This is a genomic window from Paenibacillus agilis (assembly GCF_007786455.1).
Lineage (GTDB): Bacteria > Bacillota > Bacilli > Paenibacillales > Paenibacillaceae > Paenibacillus_B > Paenibacillus_B agilis.
Window position 1 is genome coordinate 527,386 of sequence record NZ_VNJK01000002.1, and the last position, 13,091, is coordinate 540,476.

At 43.0% G+C, this 13,091-nt stretch carries 12 protein-coding genes; 3 read left to right on the forward strand and 9 right to left on the reverse strand.

The genetic code is table 11. The features are described 5' to 3' along the window. The first annotated feature begins 379 nt into the window (after nucleotides 1-379). A complete protein-coding gene (locus FPZ44_RS18685; RefSeq protein ID WP_144992592.1) occupies nucleotides 380-712 on the forward strand; it encodes a DUF1904 family protein in 333 nt (110 codons plus the stop codon). 173 nt (nucleotides 713-885) lie between these two features. Here FPZ44_RS18685 and FPZ44_RS18690 read toward each other — a convergent pair whose 3' ends face one another. Further along, a complete protein-coding gene (locus tag FPZ44_RS18690; RefSeq protein WP_144992594.1) occupies nucleotides 886-1,779 on the reverse strand; it encodes an alpha/beta fold hydrolase in 894 nt (297 codons plus the stop codon). 157 nt (nucleotides 1,780-1,936) lie between these two features. Beyond that, nucleotides 1,937-3,676 carry an ABC-F family ATP-binding cassette domain-containing protein gene (locus FPZ44_RS18695; protein ID WP_144992596.1) on the reverse strand — a complete coding sequence of 580 codons (1,740 nt, stop codon included), beginning with the start codon at nucleotides 3,674-3,676 and terminating at the stop codon, nucleotides 1,937-1,939. A 668-nt stretch (nucleotides 3,677-4,344) separates the two neighbouring features. Between FPZ44_RS18695 and FPZ44_RS18705 the strand changes: the two genes are divergently transcribed. Then, complete coding sequence (locus FPZ44_RS18705) at nucleotides 4,345-5,319, forward strand: Ldh family oxidoreductase (protein ID WP_144992600.1); 975 nt, start codon at nucleotides 4,345-4,347, stop codon at nucleotides 5,317-5,319. Between the two features lie 537 nt (nucleotides 5,320-5,856). Here FPZ44_RS18705 and rlmH read toward each other — a convergent pair. The 4 genes from rlmH to FPZ44_RS18725 all read right to left on the reverse strand — a co-directional run bounded on the left by rlmH (nucleotide 5,857) and on the right by FPZ44_RS18725 (nucleotide 9,685). Further along, nucleotides 5,857-6,336, reverse strand: a complete 480-nt coding sequence (gene rlmH / locus FPZ44_RS18710) for a 23S rRNA (pseudouridine(1915)-N(3))-methyltransferase RlmH (protein WP_144992602.1) — start codon at nucleotides 6,334-6,336, stop codon at nucleotides 5,857-5,859. Nucleotides 6,337-6,470: 134 nt separating this feature from the next. After that, nucleotides 6,471-7,640, reverse strand: coding sequence for a MalY/PatB family protein (locus FPZ44_RS18715; protein WP_144992604.1), 1,170 nt, complete (start codon nucleotides 7,638-7,640; stop codon nucleotides 6,471-6,473). Nucleotides 7,641-8,094: 454 nt separating this feature from the next. Continuing rightward, nucleotides 8,095-8,265, reverse strand: coding sequence for a CxxH/CxxC protein (locus FPZ44_RS18720; RefSeq protein WP_144992606.1), 171 nt, complete (start codon nucleotides 8,263-8,265; stop codon nucleotides 8,095-8,097). A 157-nt stretch (nucleotides 8,266-8,422) separates the two neighbouring features. Continuing rightward, nucleotides 8,423-9,685 (reverse strand): S1C family serine protease, encoded by a 1,263-nt coding sequence (locus FPZ44_RS18725; protein ID WP_144992786.1) that lies wholly within the window; start codon nucleotides 9,683-9,685, stop codon nucleotides 8,423-8,425. Nucleotides 9,686-9,942: 257 nt separating this feature from the next. On the opposite strand from FPZ44_RS18725, the gene FPZ44_RS18730 reads away from it, so the two are divergent. After that, nucleotides 9,943-10,194: a hypothetical protein gene (locus tag FPZ44_RS18730; protein ID WP_418789186.1), complete on the forward strand. Its 252-nt coding sequence runs from the start codon at nucleotides 9,943-9,945 to the stop codon at nucleotides 10,192-10,194. On the opposite strand, the gene FPZ44_RS18735 is transcribed toward FPZ44_RS18730, so the two are convergent. From FPZ44_RS18735 to FPZ44_RS18745, 3 genes are read right to left on the reverse strand one after another with little or no spacing between them, the layout of a single operon-like run. Next, nucleotides 10,181-11,002, reverse strand: a complete 822-nt coding sequence (locus tag FPZ44_RS18735; RefSeq protein WP_144992608.1) for an MBL fold metallo-hydrolase — start codon at nucleotides 11,000-11,002, stop codon at nucleotides 10,181-10,183. The two genes, FPZ44_RS18730 and FPZ44_RS18735, sit on opposite strands and share 14 nt — an antisense overlap. Beyond that, a complete protein-coding gene (gene yycI / locus FPZ44_RS18740; RefSeq protein ID WP_144992610.1) occupies nucleotides 10,999-11,745 on the reverse strand; it encodes a two-component system regulatory protein YycI in 747 nt (248 codons plus the stop codon). Before yycI ends, FPZ44_RS18735 begins: the two co-directional genes overlap by 4 nt. Nucleotides 11,746-11,774: 29 nt before the next feature. Beyond that, a complete protein-coding gene (locus tag FPZ44_RS18745; protein ID WP_144992612.1) occupies nucleotides 11,775-13,091 on the reverse strand; it encodes a YycH family regulatory protein in 1,317 nt (438 codons plus the stop codon).

The following is a 13,091-nucleotide window of genomic DNA, read 5'->3' on the forward strand; positions in this document are numbered from 1 at the left end:
CAACGGAAAATGTTTATCTAAACCCTCATAAATGTATCCGCATCCATTGTTTAGATTTCCCAATGAATACCCCATACATTTCTTGGGGAACAGACATATTCATTCTCATTTCCTCTTTAAACTATAAAGCATCTTAGCAGTATTGAGAATGATAGTCAATATCAATTAATGGCGTGACTAGCCCACGTTTAGTTAGGGCTTTCACCTTATCGTTATCACCCATACTGGGCGCATTGAAAAAGGAAAGAACCCATGTTGTTTGGGCTCTTCACTTTTATTTAGAAAAGTTTGTGTCTATCTCCGATTGTCACAGACAGACTTGTACTTATACAATAAGAAAATGATAAGGGCTGAAGTCCAATCGACAGGAGGATATTAAATGCCACAGTTAATTTTTAGAGGAATTCCAGCCGAGGGCATACGTGCAATTAGTATACCGCTCGTAGAGGAAATGGCCGCAATATGCCAATGCGGAACGGATAATTTCACCTTAGAGTGCTTGCACGTCACCGCTATATTCGACGGAAAATATACCGATTCGTACCCTTTCATCGACGTATGGTGGTTTGAGCGTGGGGATGAAGTGCGTGATAAAATGGCCGAGGCGATCGATAGACATGTCCGATCGCTCGGGATACCTGATTTGGAGATTTCATTCCGAGTTGGACGCGAAGATAATTTTTATATGAACGGACGCCGTTATACTTCCTAGCTAACTAAATAAATACTGTCGTATAAAATCGCTAGCATCGAGCAAGCATTTGATCCGAACGTCCAAAAGTATTTTTTGAATTGGCCCCTTCCACCAAAACAGCGGAGGGGCATTTACTTTTCTATAAGCGAGAGTCCCCTACAACTTGTCCTTTTTCTTGCCCAACACTACCCTCATTCGCTTTCATTGTTTGCATGATCAATAAAGGCTTTAGCTGTTTCTCCCGCTTCTTTTGGCTGATGCATCCAAACATAAGCATGGATGGAACCTGGAATAAGTTTTATTTCGAATTTGGACACCAGAGAAGAGAAAGCCCTCAAGCTATGCCTAATTTTTTCATTATTCCATTCTTCTTCGCTTGGAAGAAACAAGATCGGACATTGTATTCTTGCATAATAGCTTTCAAAAGCAATATCCCAATAGTTCTGAATATATTCCGATCGAACAAAGTTCTGATAATGACTCGTAATGGTTCCATCCTCAGACTCCAACATCGTGCTCTCGAGAAAGGTTACTACATGCTCGTTCCAAACACCTTGCTGCACGAACGCCACCTTTTCTTGGTTCATGTACGCCTCTCGCGAATGGGCTTTCGGAAGCTTGCGCTCCAATATTTGAGTACGCAGCTTGCTTTTCTCCTGTTCGATCTCTTCCTCACTGCCATAAAATAACCCAAATTGTCCAAACTCGTTGTACAATGCACCCTCACAAATCAATGATGCAACTTTATCCGGATGGGATGCTGCTAGACAGAGTCCAACTTCTGCCCCCATCGAGCTGCCCACAACATGACATACGTCAATTTTAAGTGCTAGAAGCATAAGATAGACATCATTCGCCATATCTTCAATATGATATCCCGTCTCTGGCTTATCTGACTTCCCATGTCCGCGTAAATCAGGCGTAACGGTACGGTACGATTTTGAGAATAGAGGCAATACTCCGTCCCACATGTTCAATGTCCCTCCGCTGAAGTGGAGGAACAGGATTACAGGCTTATAAGAATCAGTTGAATATCTTACATTTAGCCGGATCGAATTTTCCAAGGTTATCAGCTTCTCGATCATCTTGAGGACCCCTTCATTTTGCGATTTTCTATTAAATCATAAATAAAAACAGTCATCACTTATGATACAGCTTAACGTATCATCACTACAGTGAAATCATAATAAAAAGAAGTCCGGATTCATCCCGGACTCCTTCTTATTTTAGATGTTTATTGATTTAAAGTAACTTAATCAGCTCTTCTAGCTCATCAACTAATTCTTTTGCAAGTTCAAAATTAGTATCCTTTAGAGCCAATTCTATTTTCATTTCAACTGATTTTTTATTTTGTTCATTTTCTAAATAGTCTTTATCAAAATGACTAGCATAGATCATCTGTTTGAATTTTTTCATTTTCATTTTTCTAATCGTCTTATCGTCAATGATTAATACATAGTCCATACCATTTACAACCGAATAGAAATCATGAGAAATCATGAGAATCGCACCTTTATAGTCCTCAATAGCTTTCTCCAGTGCTATTTGGGAATAGGTGTCTAAATGGCTTGTCGGTTCATCAAGAAGCAATACGTTTGCTTTACTGGCAGAAACTTTAGCCAACTGAAGCATATTCTTTTCTCCACCAGATAAAGATTCTATCTTTTGATTAACAATTTCGCCTTCAAAGCCATAGCTTGAAATATACGATCTAATCTCATCATACGTCTTAAACCCAGCATCGATGAATTCTTCTAGAATTGTATTCGAATCATTTAGAACTTCACCTTGCATCTGAGATAAATAAGCCACTTTCACATCAGCATTTATTTCAATGGAATCATGCTTATTTTTAAAGATATCTCGGAGTAAAGTCGTTTTCCCAGTACCGTTTGGACCGATAATGGCTACTTTATCCGTAGACTTTATTTCAAAGTTAACATTGTCTAAAAGCAACTCATCAAAGGCAACACTATAATTACTGACATTTATAACAGTGGTGTCTTCCATTTCATTCTCAATATCAAAGCTGATATTTGGTTGCTTAATATCAACAAATGGTGCTTTAATTCTACGCGCTTCCAATCTCTCTTGGAATCTAACTCTAGCTTTTAATGCTCTTCCTCTAGATGCTTCTGAATTATAAGTTGCGATAGCTCTAAGATTATCAATAATGCTATCGTATCTCTCAATTTCTTCTTGCTCAGCGACTGCAATTTCTTGCAACTCAATTTTTGTCTGAAGTAATGAGAAATTATACTCAATATATCGCCCATCAAACTCTTGGATCTCCGTGTTTTCAAGGTGTATGATTTTGTTGAAACAATGATTTAATAGATATCGGTTATGGGTAACAACTAGCAGTATTCCTTTGTGAGAATTAATAAGCTTTTTAAGCGCATTTAGATTTTCAAAATCTAAAAATACATCTGGTTCGTCCATAATAATTACATCTGGACTATTAAGCATTTCCTTCATCACTTGAACAAGTTTGAATTCCCCACCACTTAGGGCGGATACGCTAAGATCTTTTAGCTTCATAAGGTTTGCTAGATTTAGTTTCTTATTAATGTTGCTTTCAAAATCTTCCCCACCGATTGCATCAAATGCGTCTAAAGCGAATTGATACTTTTCGAGTAACGGCTCAATATCCGATGATGTTTCCATTTCCGTACAAATAGATTGTATTTCATTTTGTATCTTAATAAATTCTTCTCCGATATATTCAAAAACGGTTGTTTCTTTCGTTTTGTCTAATTGGGAGAACTGACTTACATATCCAATTTTGCAGGCTGGATCTATCTCTAACTTGCCCTCGAACAAATATCTTTCTGGATCCATCAGTATATCGATCAGTGTACTTTTACCACTGCCACTTGTTCCAATAAAAGCGCAATGCTGTGCCTCTTCTAACGTAAATGAAATGTTTGTATATAGTTCTTTCTGTGGAAATGAGAAGGATAAGTTTTCAACTTTTATCATAGTATTACCTTTCTTTATAACTAAAATAGTAACTATTATTAGTTGTATTATAGAGCATCGTTTTAGAGTTTACCGTTGTAAGAGTATCACTGTTTACAACCAACTTCAATGTATTTGTATCCCATCCATTGGGGGTCAAAGTTCCTGCTCCTTAACTGCCCTCATAAAAGCGCAGGAATGAACTCGACTTTGATCTCAGCCGATTGTAAATGTACCTTATTCATCTTATCTCGCCCCCTGATCAAATAATGATAAGGCGAGAATACCTCCTGACGAATATCCCGGTTAAACTGTCTTGAACAATAATAGGGTGAACAGCCTATCTGTTTCCTTTCATTCCATTCGTACATAGAAGTCTCCTTCCTTTCCTTTTGATCATATCATCGGCGATTTTTGCATACTTGATTCGATTTGTACAATAAAATCTTGCTCTTACTTATGATACGGTTCAGCTTAAGCTATTCGTTATTCATGACAAGTTTAGCTCACGATGACTTCTCGTGGCAGCTTATTTCCATGCTATAATTTATGAAAACTTGTATATTACATGGAAAGAAGAAACTTCTGTTGGGAGCGTGAAGAAATGCCGCGAGGAAACAAGATAGTAATAACTGAATCGGTTACTTTATTCCCCTCCAAAATTGAGCAGCATGCCAGGATAGTAGCCAATGCGATATGATCTTAAAAGTGCAAGAAAGTTTGCTATTCGCGTGTGTGTTACCGCTGGTGCGAGCAAAGCAGTAGCCGTCTCTCTTGCTGAGGCAACTATCGCTGCGGAATGTTCCGGTAGGAGTTCGGTTGGATTTGCTCATCTTCCCGACTATCTGGAAGGATTTTTGTGTGGCCGCATTGCTGGCACAGTAGAACCTTCGCTCTGCTTTCCAGCCCCTGCTCTTATTCAAGTCGATGCTAAAGGAGGGATCGCTCAACTTGGCTTTGATCATGCATTCGAAGAATTGCTAACACGGGTAAGCACTTATGGTGTAACCGTATTTTCGTTACAAAACAGCTATACGGCTGGAGAGCTGGGCTATTACGTAAGGCGGCTTGCCCGTAAAGGTTTGGTAGCGCTGGCTGCTACCAACGGATCTGCTTTAATGACTGCCGGACAGAGTAGCCAAGCTGTTTATGGCACTAACCCGTTTGCATTCGCCGCGCCTGTCGACAACAGGGCACCCTTAGTTATAGACCAAGCATCTAGTGCTACGGCCTTTGTAAATATTCGGCAGGCGGCAGAACAAGGGGAAGATATCCCCGAAGGCTGGGCCATCGATGAAAAGGGACACAACACAACGGATTCGCGTGAAGCGATCAAGGGAGCTTTACTTGCATTTGGGGGTTCTCGTGGTGCTAATATCGCACTCATGGTTGAAATACTCGCGGCGGGCACGACAGGTGCAAACTGGTCACTCGATGCCCCGTCCTTTGAGGATGGGAGTCATTCACCTGGTGTAGGCCTGTTCATTGTGGCCCTAAATCCCGAACTACTCGCTCCCGATTTTTCCGCTCGAATGGCATCACAGATCGAACGACTGTCCTCCAAAGGTATTCATATCCCCGGAGACAGCTGTACTGAGGATAAAATGGAAATCGACATTCCGTCTTCACTTGTTGCCACCCTTGAAAAGTATTGTTTACATTAAAGAATATTTAATCTGTCATAACGGAGGGCTATCGGCGAAAAACACGTACGAGTGTACCGTGCGGCGGTATTGCCGCCTTTAAAGTACACCGGAGCCGGGCCTCTACATCCTTTTAGTCATAAATTTTTCGCGTTACTTATGGTAGGGTTCTCCGCGCTGTCTACAACGGCACGTTTTTTCGTCGATAACCATGCAGGGCAAGGACTTCCACGGCAAAACCGCTAAGCCTTCACCAGCAAGCAGTTCTTCAAGCTGTTTGAGACAAGCGGCGTGGACGACGACCTTTTCATCGAGCGGCTGAGCAAGTTGAAAGCCCAACACGAGCAACTTTCGTGACGAAAGAGCGCGGCCGAGAGACAATTGGCGGACAACACGTCCGACCCCGTCCCCCTCCAGGTACCGCATCGTTTTTTAGCTCCAAAAAGCTTGCAGAAGCCCATTTGTGCCGAATTTTCCGTCTAGCGTGACCCATCCCAAATCCATGCATACAAAACGCCTTTTCAAACCTACTGCGAAATTTTCCGAAAAAACTTGCCGTTACTTATGATACGGCTCCCCACGATTGATCTTCACCGCACGGTAAATCTGCTCCACCAGCACCAAACGCATCAACTGATGCGGCAACGTCATCCGACCGAACGACAGCTTTGTCTGAGCACGTCGTAGAACCGCATCCGAAAGACCATTCGAACCTCCAATAATAAACACAACATGGCTCGTCCCATACGTACCAAGCTTATCAATATGAGCTGCTAGATCCTCACTAGACCACAGCTGTCCATTTATCGCTAACGCCACAACATGAGCATCAGGCTTCACTTGTGCTAAAATACGCTCACCTTCGCGATCTTTTACCTGTTCAACTTCGGCATCGCTCATCTTCTCAGGCGCCTGTTCGTCCGACAGCTCCGTCACTTGAAACTTCACATAAGGTGCCAATCGTTTGCTATACTCCGCAATCCCTTGTACCAAGTATTTTTCTTTTAATTTCCCTACACTAATCAACTGAATAAACATCTATAATAACTCCATTCTTTTGCTCTAATCTGTTATGCTACACTGCTTGCCACCACTAGTGTACCCGATGCATTCTCATAATAAAAGAGAGGACCTAAGCCCTCTCTTCCCTTGTAAAATATATAGAAAGTAGCTTAACGACGCTCGCGAATAGCCTTCTCCATACGCTCCAATGCCTCTTGAATGACAGAACGAGGCGAAGCCATATTCAAGCGCATAAAGCCCGCTCCATTTTCCCCAAACGAAATACCTTGGTTTAGCCATACCTTCGCCTTCAACTGCAAGAAGTCCTTCAGTTCGTCAGGAGACAAGCCTAGCTCGCGGAAATCAAGCCATTTCAAATACGTACCTTCCTGCTCGAACACTTTCACCTCAGGAATGCGTGCCGTAATAAACTCCTCAATAAGCTTATTATTGCCCTGAATATACTCCATCATCGCTTCGAACCATGCTTCGCCTTCTGTATAAGCAGCAATCGTTGCCTCAATTGGCATCACATCCAGATCATTCATGCCCAATGCTTGTACCGTTCTGCGGAATGCGTTACGCAGCTTCGCGTTCGATATCATAATATTCGCTGCCTTAAAGCCAGCAATATTAAACGACTTACCCGCAGAAGTAGCTGTAATCGTAATATCCGCAACTTCTGGTGACAAGGACGCAATCGGCGTATACGTATGCCCAGGGAACACAATGTCATGATGAATATCGTCCGAGAAAATAAGCACGTCATTCGCAAGGCAAATACCTGCAATCCGCTGCAATTCCTCACGTGACCATACACGACCACCTGGATTATGTGGATTGCAGAGGAAGAACATTTTCACAGCAGGGTCTTTCGCCTTCTGCTCAAAGTCATAGAAGTCGATTTCATAATGTCCATTTTGCAGCACGAGCGGACTTGTCACGACTGTACCGCCATTGGAAGCAATCATACTTGCAAACGGCGGATATAACGGCGGCAAAATAATCGCTTTTTCGCCTGGCTTCACCCAAGTTCGCATCGTAACAGCCATCGCAGGTACAACTCCTGGAATCGTCACAATCCAATCCTTCTTAATCTGCCAGTGATGGCGCTTGTTCATCCATCCGATCACTGCATCATAATAGCGGTCCGAACGCTCTGTATATCCATATATCGGCGTTTGAAGACGTTTCACAATCGCCTCTTGAATCGCAGGCGCAGCCTCAAAGTCCATATCTGCAACCCAGAGAGGAATACAGTCTTTATGTGCAGCTGATTGCGGGATTACTTTGGATGCATCTGTATGAACACGGTCTATTATTCGGTCAAATTCGTACATGAAGTCGCCACCTCGTTCTAAATCTATGTAAATGAATTGAACTTATTTTACCAAAGTATAACATGCTATATAGGAGTCGCGTTAAAAAAGTATCAACAGCACTTTCAATAAAAAATAACCAAGCGGCTCTAGGACAAATATCACCTATTCACAGCTCACAGCTGGATTATCCCCATCTTACGCGCTCTAATTCTGCCAGACTACCTTTTAAAATTTGCTTGTCCACATGTGGATAACCTTTATCATCTCACCCGTATCTGTAGTTATCCCCATCCTTCCCCCATAACAAGCAAAAAACAAGGGTATCCACAGGCTTTCACCCGCTTACCCTTGTTTGTTCTTCGTGCGCTGCAGTTATACACATCTCATACAGTGGGCATCTTCATCTTACTTCTGACACAATCACCTTAAAAAGCAATCTCGATGCCCGCAACTATGCAACTAACTTCCTTCGTTATACGACCAGGAACTGTGCCTCTTGCTCACAATTCATACAACAACGAATTGGGCGCTCCCAATCACTGAATTGCTGCTCATCCAAGTCTACAATATCTGGTGCATCTTCAAATTCATCAACGAACTTATCGATTGCTAGTTCTACATGCTCTTTGCATACTACGTACATGAAGTTCCCTCTTTCTTGCCTAACCAGCTGTTTGTCTTATCTCTAATGTACTCCAAGCTCTGTTTCGTTTCAAGCCACAATCCAAATACAATTCGAAACACACCTAAACTTAGATACCATAACACCTAGCAGCTGACAAATATACAAGCCAATCCGCCTAGGAATTAGGACGATCCCCTAACGTGACGGTGACCTTCATTTGCTTGCCATCCCGGTAATACGTAATCTCCATCTCGTCTCCAACCTGCTTCTGCTCATACAAATATCTTCTTAGCTCGAGCGTTGTAGCAATGTCCTGCTTGTCGAACTTTACAATGACATCATTCAGTTTAAATCCTGCCTCTAGAGCCGGCCCAGAGGCCTCGAGAACAATAACACCTGATGTAACAGACTTCGGCAGCTTCAAGTCACTTCGCTGTTCATCTGTAATTGGGGCATACTCATTTTCCAAATCAACGGTGTACACGCCTAGATAAGGGCGAACTACCGAGCCCTTTTCCATCAGCTGATCGACCACTTTCTCCACCTCATGCATCGGAATCGCAAAGCCGAGTCCCTCCGCTCCCGTAGAAGCTATCTTCATCGTATTAATGCCAATGACACGCCCGCGCAGATCAATTAGTGCACCACCGCTATTACCCTCATTAATAGCCGCATCTGTCTGGATAACAGCTTGTTCCCAATCGAATACTCCATCTCCATTTAAGGAAATAGGAATCATTCGATTCGTGTAGCTAATAATGCCTGATGTAAGCGAACCGCCAAGCCCGAACGGATTGCCGATGGCTATAACCGTTTCACCGCGACGCAAGCTGCGCGAATCGCCAAATTCTGCAACCTGATTTACGCCAGCACCATCGATCTTGAGCACAGCCAAGTCCGATATTTTATCTTTACCCACAACCTCCGCATGCTTGCGCTGTCCATTGGATAATACAATTTCCAGTTGATCAGCCCCGCTCACTACATGCTCATTTGTAAGAATATATGCGCTGTTATCTTTTTTCTCAAAAATAATTCCCGATCCCAAGCTAACATCATCGAGTCCTTGCTTGCTTTCCTCTTGCTCAGCCGCCTTCTGCTTGTTTAAGATGCTGACGATTGTCGGACTAGCCTTATCTGCCGCCTGCACAAGCAAATCATCGTAAGCATTCGCAATCGTATCTATAGATGGTTCAGCTGCAGCTACTACAGCTGTTGGAGCTTGCGCATGGATGAGCCATGAATACACCAAAATAACAAAGGCCGCACTCGTTAGTGAGCTAACAATCGCAACCTGCAGCGTCGACAAACTGATGCGCCGATGAGATCGAGCTGCGCGTTTCCAGTTCCATGTTTCCGAACGCTGATTGCGACTATTTTCGAACTTGCTCCTGCGCGACACCTTTGACGAATAGAAATCATCATCGAACAAACCCATCCGCTCCAACTCCCCTGTAACCATGATTACGAACTGCTTATATGGTCAATACTATATTTAATGCAGTTGCTTCTACTATCATGCTATGAACAATCATAGATTTTAATTCTCTTACATAACATTTATATAAATAGAATTGCTAGACAGCACGGAGAGCTTCATCTCGACGTAGCCAAGTTCTATGAATACGGTTTATTCCGTACTGACTAACCCAGGTAATGCCTATATCAAATTTATATTAATAGGAGGTTGTAAACATGTCATTCCGAACTTATTCTGATTATCGTGATCAGCGCCATTTTAACTCAAATGCCGATGCACAATCATCCATGTGGTCCAATATTGATCTTATCGCCCAAATCGCTGATTTGAAGCAAGATAATTACCGTCTAACCCTCGCCCTCTCTACTCTAATGGAACTACTCGTTGAAAAAGGAATTGTAGAACAAGACGATATTTCACGCAAAGCACTGGAGCTCGATCAATTTCTTGAACTTACAGACGAATGATGGACTTCTCACGCACTTGATCCCATGCCGTAGCCCGATCATAGTACGTATCCAGCACTTGAAGCTCTGACTCCTTATAAAAATGACCGTTACTCTCCATTACATCTTGTACGGTCATGCGGGCGATATCTTTCTGGTTGTGCTCACGACTCAAATGGGCAAGGTATACTCTACGTGTATTACCTGTCACCACTTCACTCATCGCCTCGCCTGCCGCTTCATTGGACAAGTGACCCTTGTCGCCAAGAATACGCTGCTTAATGTTCCATGGATAGCGGCCCATGCGCAGCATCTGAATATCATGGTTCGACTCCAGCACGAGTACATCTGCATCTGAGATCGCATCGCGAACCTTATCTGACATATAACCGAGATCGGTCGCTACGCTCAGCTTTGTCTCACCTTCGTAGAAATTGTAAGCTACCGGCTCGGCTGCATCATGGGAAATACCGAACGATTCGACACGAAGATCACCAAAGTCCTTAGCTTCGCCTGTATCCATCACAATTCGCTTCTCATCTGCCAACTTACCGACATGCTTCTGCAGCGCTTCCCACGTCTTCTCATTCGCGTACACAGGCACATCGTGCTTGCGAGCAAATGCACCCAAACCTTTAATATGATCAGAATGCTCATGTGTAACGAGAATACCGTCAATACTTGAACCAGACAAGCCCTGCTCATGCAGAAGCTCATCTGTTCTCTTGCAGCTCAAACCGACATCGATCATGAGCGTCGCATCGTCTGTCTTCACGACTGTACAATTGCCTGTAGAGCCGCTCGACAACACCGTAAATCGTAAGCTCATGCTTCTTTCTCCTTCTTATCCACCTGATAATGCTCAACAGCCGCATTATTGGCACTCACATAATATATATCATTTCCATTCTCTAACACTACGCGCCAGACAGGTGCAGCTACTTGAATATCAGTATCAAACTGCTGACCATGATAGCCTAATTTAATGCTCTTAATAACGGAGTTTTCAGGCAAATGATCTTCTATCAGCTTGCCTAATGCCTTGGAAGCAGGAAGAACCGTCTGAGCTGGCGCTTCATCCGATTCTACCAACTCCATATATTGCTGACGATAGCTTGTAATTTTCTGATTATCATAAAATAGATCCAAGCGTACATCGAATATTGGAAATCCTGTCGGCATCATCTGATGCAGCACGAACATATTGTCTCGATAGGAATCATCGTACCAATACTCTTCAATATGCGGTACCTCATCTTTAAGCGCGGCTATCGTTTCCTGATGAGAGAAAATCACCTTACTATGTTCCTTGTACTTAAGAGGCTTATGCTGATCCTGCTTCACCGTATAACGATACGTAATCTCTCGCAATGAAGGAGTTTCAGAAGGAATTGGTCCTTTAATCTGAATCTGCTTCTCCTCCATCGTGCGGATCGTTTCCGCTGATAGAGACCTCCAGTCCTTATCAGAATGCATTCGCTCGCTTATATCATGCCAGAGCTGATAACCGAGCACGATATTTAAAGCAAGAAAGGCATAAATTAATATGCTCTTCGCTCGACCCCAATCCATAACTACTCCTCCTTTCATTCCGAGCTAATTTATATGACCCAGTCCGTTGATCCATCCCGATACGTCACTTGCCAAGCAGGTGTCAGCTTCATTCCCTCATCCAACAGAACTGGCTTGTACACAGGTTGTACATCTGTAATTTCTGAATAGCGCTCCATCTGCTTTAACTTGTTTAACAATGTTTCTCCAGCTGGAAGATTGCGCAGTTCTCTTTGTATCGCATGTCCGCCTAACTTAATTAGTGAACGATCATATGTCGTGACCATACCATTTTGCAAAGTGACTTGCACATAACCGAACTTAAGCGCCGAATTCATCATAATCGGATAAGAACCCCAATATTGTTGGAATCGTACTCGACTATGCTGACCATTTTGAATCATGGAGCTAGATGGATCGTTGGCTGTTCCATCCTCAATTAAAGACAAACGATATTTGCCATTCCATCCTCCATGCTGATTGGTAAAGGATATTGCTTTTAGGGCATCTGTTGAGGCCTCGCTCCTACCTTCTGCCGGTGCACTAGGATCAGAATAAGTTACCCAATGATGCTCCGGATTGACCTGTAACCCTCGCTTACTGTCCGTGTAAATGACTGATCCGTTGGCTTCCGTAATAATCTTCGTTAATGTTGGATCAAAGAACAGGCTATTTTGCATCTCTTCAGGCGTAAATACTTCATAAGGCAGAACAAGCTGCACCATCTCATACGGCTCAACAGGGATATAAAATGCATCATCTACACGCATATAAGCAGGTACGCCTCGTCCGAACTCAACTTGCTCCTTCACGTCATGTACGGTTAAGTCAGCTCGTGTAGATTCATAGACGCGGCCATTATTGTCCGTCACAAATAGTACCCGCACCTGATTCAAATCCTCTACTGCATATATCCATATTTCACGAATATTCTCGTTCATGAATGCAGAATCATCATCATTAATAGGGATTACCTTTTCCAGCAGCTTCGCAGGGATTGCTGATTCGAATTGCAATTCAATTCCCTCATACTGGCGTCGAATCAACTTCCAATCTATTGTATCCGCAGACTTTAGCTGAAAAGCTTCAAATGACCTGCCTTTCAAGCGATTAAGAACAATATTGTAAAACGGTACGTCCGGATACAGCATCGTATGCTTGTCATTTCCTAAATGAAGAATAATTTGGTTAGGATAAATTAAATTCTCTACCTTTTGCTCCTGCCCAAGAGGCTTTACCGGCATATATTCATTCTCCCGCTTCATAACTGCATTGAAGTTCGGCATGTTATAGGTCAGGAAGAAGCTCTGCGTCAGGCTCGCCATAATAAGCACTGCCAGCAGGATCGATTTTGCTTGCTCCTTCAC

Bases quoted from the DNA above. Each gene is read 5' to 3' on its own strand.
- FPZ44_RS18685 (WP_144992592.1), top strand. From the start codon at position 380: ATGCCACAGTTAATTTTTAGAGGAATTCCAGCCGAGGGCATACGTGCA.
- FPZ44_RS18690 (WP_144992594.1), bottom strand. From the start codon at position 1,779: ATGATCGAGAAGCTGATAACCTTGGAAAATTCGATCCGGCTAAATGTA.
- FPZ44_RS18695 (WP_144992596.1), bottom strand. From the start codon at position 3,676: ATGATAAAAGTTGAAAACTTATCCTTCTCATTTCCACAGAAAGAACTA.
- FPZ44_RS18705 (WP_144992600.1), top strand. From the start codon at position 4,345: ATGCGATATGATCTTAAAAGTGCAAGAAAGTTTGCTATTCGCGTGTGT.
- rlmH (WP_144992602.1), bottom strand. From the start codon at position 6,336: ATGTTTATTCAGTTGATTAGTGTAGGGAAATTAAAAGAAAAATACTTG.
- FPZ44_RS18715 (WP_144992604.1), bottom strand. From the start codon at position 7,640: ATGTACGAATTTGACCGAATAATAGACCGTGTTCATACAGATGCATCC.
- FPZ44_RS18720 (WP_144992606.1), bottom strand. From the start codon at position 8,265: ATGTACGTAGTATGCAAAGAGCATGTAGAACTAGCAATCGATAAGTTC.
- FPZ44_RS18725 (WP_144992786.1), bottom strand. From the start codon at position 9,685: ATGGGTTTGTTCGATGATGATTTCTATTCGTCAAAGGTGTCGCGCAGG.
- FPZ44_RS18730 (WP_418789186.1), top strand. From the start codon at position 9,943: ATGTCATTCCGAACTTATTCTGATTATCGTGATCAGCGCCATTTTAAC.
- FPZ44_RS18735 (WP_144992608.1), bottom strand. From the start codon at position 11,002: ATGAGCTTACGATTTACGGTGTTGTCGAGCGGCTCTACAGGCAATTGT.
- yycI (WP_144992610.1), bottom strand. From the start codon at position 11,745: ATGGATTGGGGTCGAGCGAAGAGCATATTAATTTATGCCTTTCTTGCT.